Origin of the sequence: Prevotella sp. P5-64, assembly GCF_002251285.1 — a bacterium.
GTDB lineage: Bacteria > Bacteroidota > Bacteroidia > Bacteroidales > Bacteroidaceae > Prevotella.
Genome location: NZ_NPJK01000063.1, coordinates 46,182 through 64,799, shown reverse-complemented (window position 1 = coordinate 64,799; position 18,618 = coordinate 46,182). Strand labels below are relative to the sequence as shown.

Sequence of the window (18,618 nt, the reverse complement as noted above, 5' to 3'; positions counted from 1 at the left end):
CAATGAAGAAGATTTTCAAATATATTCCGATGATGCTGGCTGTGCTTGCTCTGGCTTCTTGTCAGGACAACGACGAAGAGACCTTCGGCAACAAGGCATCAATCAATTCTCAGGAAATGAGAGCGGAGACTATCATCAAGGGCGATGCCGGTGATGTGGTTAAGACACTCAGCATCACCATGCCCCGTCCCGCCGAAAAGACCATTAACGCTACCTTCAATGTAGCTCCCTCTTTGGTAAGCACTTACAACAAGTGCTATGGTGCCAATGCAGTAATCCTGCCTGAAGAGTACTACAATGTAGTCAACAACAAAGTGACTGTAGACGCAGGTAGTGTAAAGAGTACCGATGCTACATTTGAGTTCACCAATCTGGGTAATCTTGACCGTGAGCTCATCTATGTACTCCCCGTAGAGGTTCAGACTGCTGACATCGACCTTGTAAGCTCTGCTTCCAAGTACTACTTCGTATTCCGTGCAGGTGCCCTCATCAACGTGGTTACCAACATGAGCCGCAACTACCTCACCGTGCAGTGGGCCGACAAGAGCCAGGTAGCCAATATGAGCCAGATTACTATGGAGGCTCTGCTCTATCCCCGCGAGTTCGGCAAACTCATCTCTACCGTAATGGGTATTGAGGGTCGCTTCCTGATGCGTATCGGTGATGCCGGTTTCCCCGACAACCAGATTCAGATTGCTACCGATCGTGGCAACTTCCCCGCTGCCGACTCTAACAAGGGTTTGCAGACCAAGATGTGGCAGCACGTAGCCCTCACTGTAGACTGTGCTACTCGCGAGTACAAGATTTACATCAACGGCAGACTGCAGAGTGAAGGCACTATGAGCATGACCGCTATCGACATCCAGGGCAACGGTTCTGACCGTGACTTCCTTATCGGTAAGTCTTACGATGACAACCGCTGGTTTGAGGGTGATATGTCTGAGGTTCGCGTATGGAACGTAGTTCGTACTCAGGAAGAGATTGCTTCTCACATCTACAATGTTGACCCCCAGACTCCCGGCCTCGTAGGTTACTGGAAGATGGATGACAACACAAGCGCTTACAGAGTAGTAGACGCTACCGGTCATGGCAACGACGCCGTAGCCGCTGGCGCTCTCTCTTGGAGAAATGTATCTCTGCCCGAGAAATAATCCACATTCAATCAACAAGAACAATAAAGAAAATTATGAATATCAATAAAATAAAGACATTTGCATTGGCTATCCTCGCCGCTGGAGCTATGGCTTCATGTGAGGATGCTATCAATGTACAGCAGATTGGTGAGGAGCCCTTCGCTCCTTCTCAGAAGAGCCTCGTGTTCCTCTCTGACCAGTTTGGTATGACCAATGCTGACTCGCTGCTGTTCAACGAGCAGGGTACTACTGAGTTCTTTGTCAACCTGACTCAGGTTCAGACCAAGGATGCTGAGTTCACTGTAGTTTACGACGCTGCTGCGCTCAACAAGTATAACATGGCTAATGGTACCGACTACAAGGCAATGCCCGAGGCTCTCGTAACTATCGAGGGTACTGCTGTGGTAGCTGCCGGCCAGGCCAAGTCTTCTGCCGTTAAGGTAGGCTACAAGACCGACGCCGCTCTTGAGGACCTCGGTACTTACGCCATCCCATTGGCTGTTAAGGGCAACTCACTCGCCGAGGCTTCTGTAGAGAAGGGCGAGTTTATCTTCCTCGTAAAGGACATCACCCGTATGCCCAACTGTCATAAGGCGAACAAGAACCAGATTGTCGTAAGCTGTATGGAGGTTAACGACGCTAACCCCCTGCACAACCTCTGCTATACTCTGAAGGAGTCTGGTAAGCTGGTTATCGACCAGGTTATCCTCTTCTCTGGTAACATCAACTACAACGCTGAGACCGGTGAGGTGTACAACTACAACAACGAGAACGTGCAGCATCTGCTCGACAACCGTCAGAAGTATCTCGTACCTCTGCAGCAGAAGGGTATAAAGGTTATCCTGGGTATCCTGTGTAACCACGACCGTGCTTGCTGTACACGCCTTGGTGACGAGGCCGCCCGCAAGTTTGCCCGTGAGCTGAAGGCTAAACTCGAGGCTTATGAACTCGATGGTGTTTTCTTCGATGATGAGTACTGTAACCGTGGCGACTATCCTGGCTTCACTACTTACAACAACTTCTCTCGTCTCTGCTACGAGGTTCGCAAGGCTATGCCTAATGCTCTGATTCAGGCTTACGTTTATAGCGGAACTTCTTCTTGTGGCCCTGTTGATGGTATGCAGCCTGGTGAGTTTGTAACTCAGGCTATCCAAGATTACGGCCGCTATTATGACCTCGAAAGTGATTACCCCGGTCTGCCCAAGAGCGGTATGATTCAGGCTTCTTCTGAGTTTGCTCGTGGTAGCATCATCTCTGAGAACCGTGCCCGTCAGATTGTAACAGATGGTTACGGTGGTACCATGATTTTCTCGCTCAACCCCAATAATGGTTATGTATATCGTTTCAACAACATCACCATTCCTTTCTATGGAGAGGAGACCGTTCAGACTGGCAGCTATGCTAAAGACTGGTAATGTATAAAACAAACTTATTATTACAACAATGAAAGCAAAATATATTTATACCATCATGATGGCAATGGCCCTTACCTTCGGTATGGCGTCTTGCGACGATGATGACAATAACGGCAATACTGAGCAACAGAAGCCTGCCACCAAGACCGAACTCAAGTGTGACATGGATACTGTGAAGGTCGGTATTGGTGAGACTGCCTCTTTCAACATCCTCGAAGGTGGTGGCGACTACAAGGTAATCTGTGAGAACGAGGACGTGGTTACAGCTACTCTCGAAGGAAAAACTGTAACCCTCAACTCTCAGAAGATGGGTCTTACCGGTGTCATAATCTCCGACGCCGAGGGCAACTACAAGCGTGTTATCGTGAAATCTATGTACATGAATCTCAACTTCGACAAGGAAGAGCTCTTCATCGGCATGAAGCTCGGTCACACTGATGGCAAGGCTACTCTTAACGTACTTGAGGGTAACGGCTCTTACAAGATTGATGTTGCTGACAAGACAATCGCTCGTGTAATAGCCAAGACAGAGACTTCTATCACATTCCAGGGTATCAATGCTGGTGAGACAACTTGCGTAGTTACCGACCTTATGGGTCTGCAGAAGACTATCAAAGTGAAGGTTGAAACTACTACAATTCCTTTCACTGAAGATGAAAAGGCTGCTATTCTGGCTATTACCAAGAATGTAGTCAACTGGAATGGACAGGATGGTTACCAGTGGGGTGACTATACCGTGAAAGATCTCGGTGATGGCAAGATGCAGGCTAAGTGGGATTACTATAACTGGTACTATATGACTTGTACTTGGACTGGTGATGCCACTGTAGGCAAGAAGGGTACTGGTACCTTTGTTTACAATATGAACTATAAGAAGAGCTTCGATGTTGATGTTGAAATCATCAAGAACGACGGTTCTCGTGTCTGGGGTATCTGCTCTTGCGTCAAGGATGATTACCTCAATACAGGTTACTTCTGCATAGCGCTTTAAGTAGAATATTAAACAATATAAGATTGCATTTGGGTAACCAAATTTTCTATTAAGTTAGATTTATTTAGTTTTGAGTGGGTCAGGCTGTGAAGTCTGACCCATTCGCTGTTTATGGGGATGGGGGAAAGAGAATCGCCATCCCAGCCTTCAAATGTCAGCTCCCGCTGGTAATCTGCAATTCCAGTTGTGTACTAACGCCTGCGGCTAATCGCAACTCTTACAGAGTAGCAAAGTTAGTGGGGGCGCTTACCCAGGGTAGCGTGCTTGGCCCGCAACCCTGGGCTGTGAAATCGCAACTCTGTCAGAGTTGCTGCTGCTTGAGGAAGCCCTCCGCGGCTCTTGGTAGGGGATTGTGGGGTATGATATGCGTCCGATGATGGTTTTGGTTAGTCCATAGTGGATGGTGCGCACCCTTGGCAACTCTGTCAGAGTTGCGTTTCCTCAGCCCAGGGTTGAGGTGCGCAGCGCCTCTACCCTGGGTACAAATAAAAAAAGGTAGCAACGCTGTAAGTGTTGCGCTTAGCCGCAGGCGTTACTCCGGCAGGACTTTGCCCGCAATACAATCCAGTTGTGTACTAACGCCTGCGGCTAATCGCAACTCTTACAGAGTAGCAAAGTTAGTGGGGGGAGCTTACCCAGGGTAGCGGTCTTCGCCCGCAACCCTGGGCTGTGAAATCGCAACTCTGTCAGAGTTGCTGCTGCTTGAGGCCTCCGCGGCTCTTGGTAGGGGGATTGTGGCAGATGGTATGCATCCGATGATGGATTTTGGTTAGTCCATAGTGGATGTTGCGCACCCTTGGCAACTCTGTCAGAGTTGCTGCTGCTTGGCAGTTGGAAAACCATAAGATTGAGAATAACGCCTACGGCTAATCGCAACTCTTACAGAGTAGCAAGGTTAGTGGGGGAGCTTACCCAGGGTAGCGTGCTTGGCCCGCAACCCTGGGCTGTGAAATCGCAACTCTGTCAGAGTTGCTGCTGCTTGAGGAAGCCCTCCGCGGCTCTTGGTAGGGGATTGTGGCAGATGGTATGCGCCCGATGATGGTTTGGTTAGTCCATAGTGGATGGTGCGCACCCTTGGCAACTCTGTCAGAGTTGCTGCTGCTGGTAGTTGGAAAACCATAAGATTGAGAATAACGCCTACGGCTAATCGCAACTCTTACAGAGTAGCAAGGTTAGTGGGGGCGCTTACCCAGGGTAGCGGTCTTCGCCCGCAACCCTGGGCTGTGAAATCGCAACTCTGTCAGAGTTGCTGCTGCTTGAGGATTGCCTACAATAATTCCCCACGTTGTTTCTGCTTGCGGTTTCCTGCCTACAATAATTCCCCATGCTGCTTCTGCTTGCTGGGGCATGCCCCTTTTTCACTATACCTATTCACAATAAATACATGGATTGGTGGTGAAATCGGTACGGCTATCATAATTATCATGATTTACTATAAAAAAACGGCGCATCATTTCGCGCAAATTGAAATAAAGGCTATATTTGCACATCATCATCTTTATCTATGTCACAATCACTGAGTAAAATATATATCCATCTCGTCTTCCATGTCAAATCGACGAGCCCGAGAATATCCGAGGAGGATACCCAACATCTGCATGCCTATATTGGCACAGCCATCAACAAACTTGGATGTTCCACCATCATCGTGGGTGGTACCGGTGACCACGTACATGCCCTTTTTGTGCTGTCGCGCGAGGTAACCATATCCCAAATGGTTAAGGAGATAAAGCGTAGCAGTAGTATGTATCTGAAAAAGCTACACTCCAGCTACAATCATTTCGCTTGGCAGAATGGCTACGCCGTTTTCTCCATAGGCCAATCGGGTGTTGACAATGCCACAAAATATATCAGCAACCAAGCCGCCCATCATGCGAAGGTCAATTTTGAGGATGAATACCGCCTGCTATTAGAGAAATACAATATCGAGTACAACCGCGACTATGTCCTGCAAGATTAGGTTTGGCGGATGCCGATGTAGATTAAACGCCTTCATCAGTTAATGAGGCGACAGCAAATGGTAATCCCCGCACTCGTTTGAGGTTATGTGGTGTATATGGCACGTGGCCAAGGCATTATGTGAGTAGTATACGGTGTATGGCACGTGGCCAATGGGAAAATGTAATTGGTATACGGTATATGGCACGTAGCTAATGGAGATATGTAGTTAGTACATAGAGGGATGGTACGCACCCCCGGCAACTCTGAAGGAGTTGCGATTTCATAGCCCAGGGTTGAGGCGTGCAGCGCCTCTACCCTGGGTATATGTATAATAAGGGTAGCAACGCTGTAAGTGTTGCGGTTAGCCGAAGGCGTTATACTCAATCTGATAATAATCACCTCCCCATTCCTACCCATTATCCTGCTTCGGGTAACGCCTACGGCTAATCGCAACTCTTACAGAGTAGCAAGGTTAGTGGGGGTGCTTACCCAGGGTAGCGTGCTTCGCCCGCAACCCTGGGCTGGGGAAACGCAACTCCGTCAGAGTTGCTGCAGCTTGAAGCCCCTCCCCATGCCCTCCCCAAGGGGAGGGAGTCCCTTTCTACTGTGTTTGAGGCGGTTGTGTGGCGCTCTCTCCCCTTGGGGAGAGTTGGAGAGGGGCTTCGGAGGGGCTCCAGAGAGGCTTCGAGTCATCCTACACCTTATTATATATATACGCGCGCGAGGTCTCGGTGGTCACAGTGATGACCGCCTTAACTTTTGTTGGCACGAATGGCGGTGGCTGTTAACAGAATTTTGCGGGTTACGGCGTCTGCTTTTTTGGTAACGGCGATGAATGTGACTACCTTTGCATTGTCAAACGTTCCGGAGACGATGACAACAAGAGAACAAACACACAATGTCAAACTAACAAAAACAAATCATTATGTTGAAGTACAAATTGTATAAGGACACCCGCTCCAATTCCCAGTTCAAGGGATGCTGGTATGCCCGTATCGCCAAGAGCGACATCATCACCACCCGCCAGCTTGTGGCACACATGGCCAAGCACGGAACCGCCTACTCCAAGGGTACTATGTGGGCTGTGATAACCGACATGATTACCTGCGTACATGAGCTTATCCTCAGAGGGCAGGCGGTCAAGATAGACGACCTCGCCATCTTCTCGATAGGCATCGTGAGCAAGCCCGCTCCCACTGCCAAGGAGTTTGACGCCCACACGAACATCGCTACCTTCAAGTTGCGTGCGCGTCCCACCGGCGAGTTCACCAAGGCACAGTTGATGCGCGTGGCCAACATCATGGAGGCTACCTACTACAAGCCTGTCGCTAAGACCACTGCAAACGACGGTAAATAGAAGGTGTAATCCCCTCGAGCCCTGCCCAGACAGTGGGCAGGGCGGTGGGGACATCGTCAAGACACACATCATCACTTAACCACTAATCACTAAAGAAAGGACAATCACTATGAAACAGGAAAAATGGAAGACCATTATACAGATAATCCTCTCGATGCTCACCGCACTTGCCACTACGCTCGGCGTCGCATCTTGTCTGTAGAGATAGCGTAAGGCTCAGCCTATAGAGAGCGAGCCAGCTCCTGCCCCGGCACCTCAACCACAGAGGTGCCGGGCTTTGCGGAACGCCAGAACAAACTGCCCATCGGTCGTCAGACCGAAATGAGTCGCAAACAAAACCAACCCCGACATGAACTGAAATCTGACGACCGATAAGCGTAGATAGCTATAGACCGTAGGGGAAGAAAAAAAGTTGGGGATGATGACGCTAATTACATCCTTTTGGTGTAATTTTGCATATTGTATCATTTATACCTATTATAATATATGTTGTCACGATTGAAATCACTCCATTTGGAGCGTTCGGTATTTGCGCCATTTATGGCCCTATCGTTGAACATCCTCCTGGTGTATCTCGCCTATAGCATAGCGCGTGTAGAATATCTCCTGGAGAATTACAGTTACTTTGCCCAGAGTGTGAGTGAAGGCCATCTGCCCCGCCTGCTCTGGGGTGGTGTGGTCTTTGATACTCCCGGTATCATGTACACCAACGCCCTGTATATCCTGCTGCTCATGCTGCCACTGCACTGGAAGGAGACTGCCGTCTACCAGCGCGTATGCCGTTGGGTGTTTGTGGTGGTCAACGGCCTGGCCATCATCGTAAACCTCGCCGACTCGGTGTATTTCCGCTACACCCTGCGCCGTACCTCTACCAGCGTGTTTGCTGAGTTTAAGGGCGAAGACAACATCGGCTCGATACTCGGTGTCGAACTGCTGCACCACTGGTATCTCGTGGTGCTGGGCGGACTGATGATCTATGGTCTGTGGAGGCTGTACAGTACTCCGCGAATAGACCGGAGGCAGACCAATAAGATAAGGTATTATCTGGTGATGACGGTGACCTTCGTCTTTGCCGCCGTGCTCTGCGTGAGCGGTATCAGAGGCGGTCTGCTCAACCACTGGTACAACTATATTCTGGCTATCTATACCGCCTATATCGCCTATGTGGCATGGCGCAAGAGCATGAAGACAGTGGGCAGGGTAAGTCTGGCGCTGACTCTGGCGCTGCTTATCACCGCCCCCATCGGCGGCTGGCGTCATCGCGACATACGTCCGGTGGCTCTGGGCAATGCCAACGAGTACACCTATCGTCCCACCGAGGTGGCGCTGGTGCTGAACACCCCGTTCTCCATCATCCGCACCTATGGCAAGGCTGTCTTCACCGACCCAGGCTATTACGGTGACAAGCGAGAGCTCGACGCCATCTACTCGCCCCTGCATCTGCCCGACCACAAGGGTATGGCCAAGCGCAAGAACGTGGTGGTGATTATCATAGAGAGTTTCGGGCGAGAGTATATCGGTTCGCTGGCGCGTACCGCCCTCGGCGATGGTTATAAGGGCTATACCCCCTTTGTAGACTCGCTGGTGCAGCACAGTGCCACCTTCCGCTACTCCTACTGCAACGGTCGCAAGAGCATCGACGGCATGCCCTCGATACTCTCAAGCGTACCTATGTTTATCAAGCCCTTCATCCTCACGCCCCAGTCGCTCAACCATCTGAGCGGTCTTGCCGGCTATTTGGGCAAGAAGGGTTACTATTCGGCCTTCTTCCATGGCGCCCGCACCGGAAGTATGGGCTTCAACGGTTTCAGCAATGCCACCGGATTCAAGGGCTACTTCGGCCGAGAGGATTTCAACCAAGACAAGCGCTACGGTGGCGACAACGACTTTGACGGCTACTGGGCTATCTGGGACGAGCCGTTCATGCAGTATTATTCGACCAAGATGAGCGAGTTCAGCGAGCCCTTTGTCACCGCCCTCTTCACTGCGTCGAGCCATCACCCCTATCAGATACCCGACAAGTATAAGGAGAAATATCCCGAGGAAGGCATCGTGATACACAAGTGCATACGCTATACCGACAATGCGCTTCGCCGCTTCTTTGACACGTCGCGCAAGCAGCCCTGGTTCAAGAATACCATCTTTGTAATCACCTCGGACCACACCAATCTGAGCGACCACGCCGAGTTCTCTTCGGATATCGGCGGTTTCTGCTCGCCCATCATCATCTATGACCCCTCGGGCGACATCAAGCCCGGTATGCGCGACGCCATAGCCCAGCAGATAGACATCATGCCTACCATCCTGGGGTATCTGGGTTATGACGAGCCCTATGTGGGATTTGGCTGCGACCTCTTCCATACGCCCGCCAACGAGACTTGGGCCATCAACTATCTCAACGGCGTGTACCAGTACTGCAAGTATGGCTATGTGATGCAGTTTGACGGTCAGCGCGTGATAGGCATGTATCGCCTGGAAGACTACCTGATGCGTAACAACGAGGTGGGTCATGTGGCTGTGCAAGACAAGATGGAGCGCGAGTGTAAAGCCATCATCCAATCGTATATGGACCGCATGATAGGTGACAGACTCACTCCCTAACCCCATCAAACAGAAGATAATGTTATTTGTAAGAGACAAGGGCCGTATGTGCAACAATATCCTGCAGTATGGCCACGTATATGCCTGGGCACGAGAGCATCGGCGTCGTTCGGTGTCGATGCGGTTTGCCTACAAGTATCCCTACTTCCACATCTGCCACACCCGTTACCACAACTTCGTGGTATATGTGCTGGCTAAGCTAGCTGCCAAAATCGGTCTGCTGCCTGTGGCCACCTTTGGCCATGTGGGCGACAATCCCGAAGCCCAACGCCTGATGGACTCGTGCCACTGGCTGATGGTAGAGGGTTGGGAGGTGAGATACTACGACCTCTTCCTCAAGTACAAGCGGGAAATCAAGCAGCTCTTTGCCTTTGACAGCGCCATAGAATATCATGTAGACCACCTGCTTGCCAACACCCGTGAGGGCGATGTAATGCTGGGTGTACACATACGCCGTGGCGACTACCGCACCTGGCAAGGCGGACGCTACTACTTCGGTGATGACGTGTATATCAACTACATCAAGCGGTTTGCCGAACAGCAGAAGGGTAGGGTGCGCGTCTTCATCTGCGGCAACGACCCCACGCTCGACCGCGACAAGTTCTGCCGCGAGCTCGAGGGTATGGACGTATCGTTCCCCGACGGCAATCCCGGCGAAGACCTGTGTCTGCTGTCGCGTTGCCACTATCTCATAGGCGCTCCGAGCACCTTCTCGCTCACTGCATCGATGTATCACGACACCCCGCTGTGCTGGATGATGGCTCCGCTGGGTGAGGGCGACGATGTGGAGTTTGATGTCTTTGATAACCTGTTCAGGCACATCATCTGAGGCCAAGAAGAAGGTCGCAAATCGGGCATCGAAAATCACGGAAACAGACGGCAGGCGGGCGATTTTAGTTAAAAATTGTCTTACTGATGACCATAATGCCCTCTTTGTAGATGAAATTAGACGAAAAAGCAGTATTTTGGCACGGATAATTAAACCATTGACGCAGAAAGACATCCTATGGTTGTCATAACGTCAATTATCAATAGGAGAAAACTATTAGCTTAGGATGAAGAGAGTAATCACGTTGCTTGTCTTGGCCGTTTGCCTGACACTAAGCGTCAGTGCCCAACGCATCAATCTCAAGACCAATGCCCTGTACTGGGCTGCCGAGACTCCGAATATAGGAATGGAGTTCAGAATGAATCGTCATCTCACCCTCAACATGGAGGCGATGACCAGTTTTATGAACATCAAGGACTACAAGGTCAAGGGCTATGCCTTCACGCCCGAAATGCGCTATTGGCTGAGTGCCCGTCCGCAAGCTGGCCATTTCATCGGTCTGATGGGAGTGGCTGCCGACTATGACCTGACCCACAAGCAGTGTCATCATGACGGTGACGCATTAGGCGTGGGTCTCACCTACGGCTACAGCTTTGTGTTGGGCAAGCGTTGGAGTCTCGAACTCACCGCCGGTGCCGGTTTCCTGCATCGCAAGGAGAAATATTATAATGTGGAGAAGGGTCAGGCCGAGCCTGAAAAAGCGAATAATACCCGCTGGATGGCTGCGCCGCTCAAGGCAGGCGTCTCCTTTGTATACATTCTGAAGTAAGGATAACATCCCCATTATCAACAACAGACATTTCATAACAATTATGACTCGTACTACAAGTTTGCGGACGCTGGCGCAGCGTTGGTTGTCTGCACTCGTTCTGTCGTTGGCCCTCGTGACGGTGGCCTCAGCACAAGAGACGATACGTATCACCGGTAGGGTGGTATCGAAGTCGGACAAGGAACCCCTGATAGGCGTCAATATCACCGATGCCCATGTGAAGCGCGCCTATGCCGCCACCGATGTAGACGGCCGTTTCGCCTTCAACGTACACCTGGGCACTACTCTCAAGTTCAGTATGGTAGGTGCCAAGAGCGTGAATGTCAAGGTGAAGAACCATAAGTTTATGGAAGTCGAGATGGAAGAAGAGAACATCTCCCTGGGTGAGGTGGTGGTTGCCGCCAAAATCATCAAGGGCAAGATAACGCCCGAGCCCACCGATATCGAGGTGAAGGGCAACTACTTCCACGTGAGAACCCGCGTGAGAGTGCCTCGCGAGATGTTCTCGCACGACACACGACTCGTGGTGCAGCCCATCCTCAACGACGTTACCCGCGGTGAGCTGAAGCTGATGCGTCCGCTGGTCTATGACGCCAAGGGATATAACACCACCCAAGACCGCATGTATGGCTTCAATATGAACGACAGTGTAGCCGGCGACCCTCTGGCACGCCATGTCACCGTGAAGAGCAAGGCGATGAGAGAGAAGAACCGCACCAATGACATCATAGGCTATTCGGACTCCATCTATGTGGAGCATGTCAAGGACGAGTTCTCCTGCGATGTCTATATGGCTATCGAGAACTATAACCGCATACTCTACCGCGACACCACCATCATAGCCCGTGGCACGGTGAACCCCCTGCGCTGGCTTGACTATTCGTTTGCCGCCGGAGAGATGAACGACTCTGCCTACATCCCCAAGCCCGAGATGCAGTTGCGTGACAGCCGTGGCGAGGTCAATCTGAGATTCCCCATCGGCAAGAGCGTCTTTGACACCAACGACCCGCAGAACGCGGCAGAGGTGGAGAAGATGCGCCAGCAGATACAGCAGATAGCCGGCACCAAGGACGCCACGCTGCAAGCCCTCTCTATGGAAGGTACATCGTCGCCCGACGGCCGCTACAACTATAACCTCACCCTCGCCCAGCGTCGTATGGACTTTGCGGTCAACTATCTGCGCCAGCTGGTTCCCGAGGAACTGCGCCGCGATATGCAGTTCAAGTCCAAGGCTGCTGTGGCCCCCTGGATCGATGTGGTCAAGCTGATGCGCGCCGACAGTCTCTATGACGAGGCTGCCCAGGTAGAGCAGATCGTCAAACGCTATGGCAACATCGACCAGCAAGGTCGCGCCATCCGCAAGCTGCCCTTCTTCGGCCGTCTGCTTGAAGGCAAGTATCTGCCCCAGTTGCGTAAGGTAGGTTACGTGATGAACTACTCCATCTTCCGTCAGCTCACTCTCGAGGAGATAGCCGAGCTGTACGAGAAAGACTACAAGCAGCTGTCGCGTTTCGAGTTCTTCAAGCTCTACCGCAATGAGACCGACCGCAACAAGCGCGAGAAGATACTGCGCCAGTCGCTCGAGATGTATCCCTCGTTTATGGCTGCCGCCAACGACCTCGAAGCCCTGCTCATCAACCGTCAGGCCTCTGACCCCGACATCCTGCGCCGCTTTGTGGGACGCAGTGCACCACAGGTGGTCAATACCAACCAGATGATAGCTCTGCTCAACGCCGGACTCTACAGTCAGGCTGACTCGGTGGCAGACTTCGTGGCCGACAACGAACAGTCGCATCTGCTCCTCGCCGTCAACGCTGTGCTCAACGGCCGCTATGAAGACAACTTCAACACCGTGGCCCAGACCGGCAAGCGCAACGAGCTCATCATGCTGCTTGCCATGAAGCGCAACAAGGAGGCTTCGGAACTCAGCAAGACTCTGCCCGAGGACGAAGCGCTGACCCACTATCTACGCGCCATCTGCCTGAACCGTCTCGATGACCCCGTTGATGCGTATAAGGCACTGAAAAAGGCACTGGAGATGGATCCCTCGCTGGAGAAGATAGCCCATGTCGATGGCGATGTGAACGACCTGCTGTTAGATAAGAAGAACCAACCAAACGAGCAATAACACCACTATGAACAAGATAAAGAGAATCAACATGCTGTGGCTCGCGCTGTGTGCCGTTGCCCTGACGGCCGCAGGTCAGGTGCCCGGCAGCGCACTCGACCATATGCTGCAGCGTCCCCGCGTAAGCAAAACGTATAAGGACAAGACACTCTTCGACCATCTGTTTGTCGATGCCGGTTTGGGCATAAGTGCCATGGGTCCCGGTGGTATCACCACCAACGGCTTGGGCGAACTGAATATTGGCGACTGGTTTACCCCCGAGCATGGAATGCGCCTCCATTTCGATGGCGGTATATTCAAGCCCGATGGCTTCAGAACCAAGTATGTGGGAGGTGGCCTGGACTATCTGCTCAATCTCACCGCCCTGTCGCAGTATGGCAATGACTACCAGCCCCGCACCTTTGAGCTCTATGGTATCGCCGGATTGGGTTACCACTATTCACGCCAGGAGGGTATCAGCGCCCGCGGACTCGACGTCCATATCGGTCTGCGCGGTCAGGCAGCCCTCTCTCCCTTTACCTATTTATATATAGAGCCCCGCGTCGCGATTATGGACGACGACGTGGCTCAGGGTGCAACCTGGCATGGCTACCGCCCCGTGGCTTCGCTTTCGGCTGGTTTGGGCTATCGTCTGCCCCAGCATCGCCTCAGTTATACCGAAGACAAGGGACATGTGGGCTGGGCTGACAATATCTTCATCGGTGTGATGGGCGGTCCTACTGCGCTGCTCAGCTCAGACCCCAGCAACTGGAGCGACTATGGCGGTCTGCGTCTTGCCGGTACTCTTGGCAAGTGGTTTGGCCACACCAATGGTCTGCGCCTCAATGTCAACGGCAGCTACTTCGACCAGAAATACCATAACAAGGTCAAGGCCATCGGCGCCGGACTTGACTATATGCTCAATATGCACAACGCCTTCGGTGGCTACAATCCCGACCGCAGGTTCTGGGTCAACGCCCTTGCTGGTGTGAGCTACAACTACACTTCGGTCTATCCTGGTATCCATGGTCATGCTTTCGGCTATGGCGGTGGTTTGCAGGCCAATGTCCGGTTGAGTCGCGATATCGACTTTGTCGTTGAGCCCCGTGTCGACTTCTATGGCAACAGCTACGCACCCTATGCCAACTCCTTCAATCAGCGCGATGTGATGGGCTCAGTGCTTGCCGGTCTCGTCTATACTTATCACGACCGCCGTGCGCTGCGCGACGATGACACCTTCACTCAACAAGCCTGGCACGACCATATGTTTGTCGAGACTGGTATCGGACTCAATCTCCCCGTCATGGCCTCTTCCCTCAAGCATCCCGGCGATTATCTCCGTCCGTCGCTCTATGTGGCTGTGGGCAAGTGGTTCAGTCCGCTCCATGGTATGCGTCTGTGGGGTCAGCTGGCTCAGACCCAGTACGATGTCAACGACCGCAACCGTTACAAGCATGTCTCTGCGGGAGCCGACTATCTGCTCAACCTCACCAATGCGCTCTATGGCTATCGTGCCGACCGCAAGTTTGATGTCGTCGGCGGCTTGGGTGCCAATGTCCTTCGTCGTGAGGGCAAGACCAGTCTCTTCATGGGTCTCAATGCTTCGCTCCGCGCCACCTGGCGTCCCAACCGCTTGATGGGTTTCTTCATCGAGCCTCGTCTGCAGGGCTATGGCGACAACCTCCTGCCCAGTACACTCAGCTTTGCCAAACTCGACCTCATCGCCGGCATCCAGGCTGGCGTGCAGTTCAATCTCGATATGCCCGACAGCTACAAGAAGGCTGATGGCGACAACCGCCGCACCTCTATCATGATAGCTGGCGGCGTGACCAATCATCTCGGCGACCTGCGCACCGCCCGTGCCTACAGCCCCATCGGCCGACTGAGCTATACCCACTGGTATTCCAATACCTCGGCATGGCGTGCCAATCTCCAGGGCTACATCCAGCGCGCCATCCACAATAGCCGACAGGGTCAGGTGGGTTTCGGACTCGACTGGATGACCGACTTCACTGCCCAGACCTATGGCTACGACCCCGACCGTGTGCTCAGTTTCAATGGATTTGTGGGAGCCAATGCTGGAGTTGATTTCGGCGATGGACGTACCTGCTTCGCTCCTGATGTGCATGTGGGTACACAGATGTCGCTGCGCGTCTCCGACGCCGTGAGAGTGGTTGTCGAGCCCCAGTTGTCTTACCAGATGTCCAGCCGATGGAACAGCCAGAGTCAGCGCGTGATGCCTCAGCTGCTGCTGGGTCTCGACTACAGCATGAACCGGCATCAGAGCAAACGCGACAACCACGGCGCTCCCGCCCATAGCAATGTCGTGATGGCCGGACTGGGTGTCGGTACCTATTCGGGCTCGTTCCGCGAGGTGAGTCCTTACCGCAACAAGTTCACCTTCAATGCCGACTTGGGTTATGGTCGCTGGCTCGACCAGACCAATGGTGCCTATGTGCGCCTGAGCAACCTCACCGCCCAGCGCCGTGGCGAGCACAACCAGAGCATCCACTCTCTGCAGGCTGGATATATGCTCAACGTCAAGAGCGCCATCACTGGCGAGTCGACCGAGAACGATGTGTTCCAGCTTACCACCCTCCTCGGTGCTTCGATGAATGTCGCCACCCGTTCGGGTCATGGTCCCACCTACGCCCCCGGTCTCCAGGCAGCCGTCCAGGCTGGTGTGCGTGTCGCCCCACAGGTTGAGATATATCTCGAGCCATCGGTGGCAGCCTTCGGCAAGACCATCGAGCGCTCCCACAACTCCTATCCCGTCGAGGCGATGGCCAAGTTGAGCCTCGGCACCAAGATTAGCTTCTGATAGATTATCATCCCCAATATAGACTCCGCAATACATCATCGTGTGTATTGCGGAGTTTGTGTTTATATCGATGAAAATTATTTCCCCGAAGGAGTTGTTTTGTCGGAATTAATTCGTAAATTTGCTGCGTCAGTGGTAGAAATGCTCTTGTTTGTCTACGCAACACAGGCATAAGAGGCTTCTTCGACTGGACACTGACTCCCGATTACAGGTAGTTACTCAATCATCCTAAAGATATCATTAACCATAGTGTTGCACATTAACTGATTTTCTAACCAAATGTACAAAGCGAACATGAAACACTTCCTGACCCTACTCATCGCTGTGCTTTCGCTGCTTCCTTCGACCATGAAGGCTGCCGGCAACAAGGTGATAACCTCTCTCGACCTCACCATCCCGGTGCCCCAAGCCTGAATGACTTTGCAGGAGGGCGAAGAACTCAAACTCACCGCCGCCAAGACCTCTTATGGCGACCTGGTCCAGCAGGGCATCGCCTCAATCATGAACATTATTTGGGAAGGCGAGTTTGACACCAAAGACCCTTCCCACCCCAAGTTTAAGGCCGGCTACTCCTACAGGGCATCAATCAAGGTGATGCTCGACACCAAGGGCCCTTACACCCTCAAGTACCAGATGCGCGACGGCGACTATTATGTAGACGACACCATGATTAAGATTACCGTCAACGGCGCCCCCGCCCGCGTGAATATCAGTGGCCCTTATTACCCCAGTTTCAGCGTTGTGTTCACCGTGCCTGGCGGCAAAGGCGGCAACCTGGAGAAGGAAAACCTGTTTGGAGATTACATCGCCAACAAGAAGAAAAGTCGTGCCAGCCATAACATTTATTCCACAGCGACGGCCGACGCCTGCTGTGGCTCCTTCCATCCCCACGATGTGGTCACCATTACCGAGACCCACGACCCTCTGCCTGAGTTTGAGGGCCCCAACCGTGTCTTCCTTACCAAGGTCATTGTAGACACTGGCGACGAGGCTGTCTACAAGGAGTTCGCCAGTGCACTGAGCCTGTATCAGTCTGGTTATTACAATCTCAAGGAGGTGTGGCTCAGCGACAAAGTCAATGCCGTGACGTTTATGCGCGTCCTCAACGAGGGTATGAAGAACCCTATTTGGCCCGATAGCTATTATTACCAAAGCCACAGCACCATGTTTCTTGCGGGCGATGCCACGCTGTGTGTGCCTGCCAAGCAGGGCGAAGCTGTAAAAGCGCTCATGGCGAAGCATGCCAAGTTTCCGCCCTACACCGTGAGAACCTATACGGGCAATGTGGCCGACGCCCAGAAGGCCGGACTCAAGGCTACCAAGAATCCATGCACCAAGCACAACTTTGTGTCGAGGTTATTCACCGCCGACCGTATAATGCAGCATTACACCTGTACGCAAGCCCCTAAGGTGTATTATTCCTGCAGCATCTGCGGCCAGTGCGAGCGTAATCCCCATCACACCTTCATGTTCCTTAAGCCAGAAGACGAAAAGACTTACATTCCTGGCGTCCATTACTTCAAGGCCAACCTTGCCACCGACCAAGCCTATGTGGGCACCAATGCCGCTGGCGAGCATGTCTACTGGAAGAGCTGTATATGGTGCGGCATGTCGTCCAACTATGAGCAGCGCCATCTTACCGAGAAGCATCGTCGTGCTGCAGGCTTTGGAGGCACGCTGCCCCTGTTCCGTAAGCACATGGAGGCCCAGCTGAATATGCGCGAAGACAATGCCAAACTGGCTACTACCCCTCAGCCCGATATGTTCACGCTGCCCGTCCGCAGCACCGTGAAGAAGAGCGTATGGGCAGAGGACGAGGTCAACCGTGCCCTCTGCGACAACCTCATTGACGAGCAACTCTTGGGCAACGACTATACCGTTACTGCCACACGCCAGCAGGTGGCATCGATAGCCCTGAGGCTCATCAAGGAGATGACCGAGAAGAACGCCGATGAAGGCAAGTTGAACCTCTTTGCCGACATCGCCGATGGCACTCCCGATATGTCGGCTTCCATGACACGTCAGGAGATGGCAACCCTCATCTATCGTGCCCTGCGCTATATTGAGCAGAACTCCAAGTATACCTATACCGACTACAACTCCAACCTCACTGCCTATACCGACAGCCCTCAGCTCAAGGAGTGGGCCAAGGAGCCCATGGCGTTTATGGAGGCGCTGGAGCTTGTCGACCCTGTAACCAAGACCACCCTGGCACCCAACGCCCCTTGCTCTATAGAGCTGGCGCTGGCTACGGCCGAACGTGCCACCATGGCACAGCACACAGGTTGGGCGCAGACGGTGTCGGATAGCGACAATGTAGCTTACATTACCACCTATACGAGTCACGATGCCCTCTCCACGATGCCCCACAACACCGGTGTCACCAATTCTACATTAGGTTTCTACGAGCGAGTGTGGGTATATCGCATGAAGGGCTACAACGGCTCTACCGAGGTGAAAGACAAATATACTGGTCAGCACCTCTATTTCGAATCTAAGTATCTGCACCCCGTGCGCTGGCGCGGCTCCAGCTTCTCTAACACCAAGCAAAAGGCGAAGAACGCCAGCACCAAATCTCAGAAGAAGAGCGGTGGCTTGAAGAAAGGGTTGGGTGTGTTGAAGAGCATCCTGATGTAACCTCATTACCGCCAATA

General features: G+C 52.6%; 13 protein-coding genes. All 13 read left to right on the top strand.

Annotated elements, in window-relative coordinates:
* Nucleotides 1-2 precede the first annotated feature (2 nt).
* The 13 genes from CIK87_RS11320 (at nucleotide 3) to CIK87_RS11270 (ending at nucleotide 18,601) form a co-directional block, all read left to right on the top strand.
* Nucleotides 3-1,151 (top strand): DUF1735 and LamG domain-containing protein, encoded by a 1,149-nt coding sequence (locus tag CIK87_RS11320; RefSeq protein ID WP_094387256.1) that lies wholly within the window; start codon nucleotides 3-5, stop codon nucleotides 1,149-1,151.
* A 35-nt stretch (nucleotides 1,152-1,186) separates the two neighbouring features.
* Nucleotides 1,187-2,548, top strand: a complete 1,362-nt coding sequence (locus CIK87_RS11315; RefSeq protein WP_094387255.1) for a BT_3987 domain-containing protein — start codon at nucleotides 1,187-1,189, stop codon at nucleotides 2,546-2,548.
* Between the two features lie 28 nt (nucleotides 2,549-2,576).
* Nucleotides 2,577-3,539, top strand: coding sequence for a hypothetical protein (locus CIK87_RS11310; protein WP_094387254.1), 963 nt, complete (start codon nucleotides 2,577-2,579; stop codon nucleotides 3,537-3,539).
* A gap of 1,504 nt (nucleotides 3,540-5,043) precedes the next feature.
* The gene (gene tnpA / locus CIK87_RS11305; RefSeq protein ID WP_022309611.1) at nucleotides 5,044-5,499 is read left to right on the top strand and encodes an IS200/IS605 family transposase; all 456 of its coding nucleotides are present in this window, start codon (nucleotides 5,044-5,046) and stop codon (nucleotides 5,497-5,499) included.
* A gap of 906 nt (nucleotides 5,500-6,405) precedes the next feature.
* Nucleotides 6,406-6,837, top strand: coding sequence for a hypothetical protein (locus CIK87_RS11300; protein ID WP_022310372.1), 432 nt, complete (start codon nucleotides 6,406-6,408; stop codon nucleotides 6,835-6,837).
* 109 nt (nucleotides 6,838-6,946) lie between these two features.
* Nucleotides 6,947-7,039, top strand: coding sequence for a smalltalk protein (locus CIK87_RS14415; RefSeq protein ID WP_022310371.1), 93 nt, complete (start codon nucleotides 6,947-6,949; stop codon nucleotides 7,037-7,039).
* 338 nt (nucleotides 7,040-7,377) lie between these two features.
* Nucleotides 7,378-9,438, top strand: a complete 2,061-nt coding sequence (locus CIK87_RS11295) for an LTA synthase family protein (RefSeq protein WP_254045972.1) — start codon at nucleotides 7,378-7,380, stop codon at nucleotides 9,436-9,438.
* Between the two features lie 19 nt (nucleotides 9,439-9,457).
* Entirely contained in the window at nucleotides 9,458-10,267 is an 810-nt protein-coding gene (locus CIK87_RS11290; protein ID WP_094387310.1) for an alpha-1,2-fucosyltransferase, read from the top strand.
* A 226-nt stretch (nucleotides 10,268-10,493) separates the two neighbouring features.
* Nucleotides 10,494-11,036, top strand: a complete 543-nt coding sequence (locus CIK87_RS11285) for a DUF3575 domain-containing protein (RefSeq protein ID WP_022310368.1) — start codon at nucleotides 10,494-10,496, stop codon at nucleotides 11,034-11,036.
* A 43-nt stretch (nucleotides 11,037-11,079) separates the two neighbouring features.
* Complete coding sequence (locus CIK87_RS11280; protein ID WP_094387252.1) at nucleotides 11,080-13,164, top strand: carboxypeptidase-like regulatory domain-containing protein; 2,085 nt, start codon at nucleotides 11,080-11,082, stop codon at nucleotides 13,162-13,164.
* A gap of 7 nt (nucleotides 13,165-13,171) precedes the next feature.
* A complete protein-coding gene (locus CIK87_RS11275) occupies nucleotides 13,172-15,964 on the top strand; it encodes a hypothetical protein (RefSeq protein ID WP_094387251.1) in 2,793 nt (930 codons plus the stop codon).
* Between the two features lie 279 nt (nucleotides 15,965-16,243).
* Nucleotides 16,244-16,378 carry a hypothetical protein gene (locus tag CIK87_RS14760; protein WP_256387323.1) on the top strand — a complete coding sequence of 45 codons (135 nt, stop codon included), beginning with the start codon at nucleotides 16,244-16,246 and terminating at the stop codon, nucleotides 16,376-16,378.
* A complete protein-coding gene (locus CIK87_RS11270; RefSeq protein ID WP_094387250.1) occupies nucleotides 16,379-18,601 on the top strand; it encodes a hypothetical protein in 2,223 nt (740 codons plus the stop codon).
* Nucleotides 18,602-18,618: the final 17 nt, after the last annotated feature.